This is a genomic window from Chitinophaga sp. 05T412, assembly GCF_056396465.1.
The window spans coordinates 1-794 of record NZ_JBFTLN010000060.1 but is presented as its reverse complement, the minus strand read 5'-3'; the positions used below and the strand labels follow the sequence as shown (position 1 = coordinate 794).

The 794-nt window shown below is 52.9% G+C and carries 1 protein-coding gene; it reads right to left on the bottom strand.

Annotation, left to right across the window (positions count from 1 at the left end):
• Positions 1 to 794, bottom strand: a 794-nt coding sequence (locus tag AC1DFM_RS34655) for an AMP-binding protein (RefSeq protein WP_477081362.1), incomplete at both ends; no start/stop codon positions are given.

The following is a 794-nucleotide window of genomic DNA, read 5'->3' as shown; positions in this document are numbered from 1 at the left end:
CCGCACTGCTCAATATCACGGAAGCTCCCGTGTCTGACAGCATATACAAAATCCTTTCTGCCGGATAGGACGGATCAACAGGTACATATGCGCCGCCCGCTTTCAGTATCCCCAGTATGCCGATCACCATATCCGCTGATCTTTCCAGGCATACCGGCACCAACGTTTCAGACGCYACACCCTTGCTTTGCAGGTATGCCGCTACGCGGTCCGTTCTTATCTCCAGCTCCCGGTAACTAAGCGCMACGCCTTCATACAACAATGCGGYATTGTCTGGCGTCCGCGCTGCCTGTTCCCGGAAAAGGCCTACCAGCGTCTTATCTGCAGGATATGCCACCGTAGTAYCATTGAAGGTTTCCACCAGCAGCGTCTTTTCTTCTCCGCYCATCATCTCCAGCAAACCCGTTTCTTCGGCAGGGTTATTTACTACAGACCAGAGCAGCTGCTCATAGTGACGCTGCAGCCCTGCTATTGTAGCGCCAGTGAACAGGTCCGCGCAATATTCTATATACCCGCTCAGTCCTGTTGCACTTTCTTCCAGCGATAACGTCAGATCGAATTGTGTGGTACTATGTGATACGCTCTCCTGTGATAACCGCAGCCCATTCAGTTCCAGGTCTGGCACTTCCGGGGTGTTCTGTAACGCGAACATCACCTGGAACAACGGATGACGGCTTACATCCCGTTCACGCACCACTGCTTCCACCACTTTCTCAAAGGGTACTTCCTGGTGATCATAGGCTGACAACGTGGTATGCTTCACTTGTTCCAGCAGCGAGGCAAACGACTGCTCA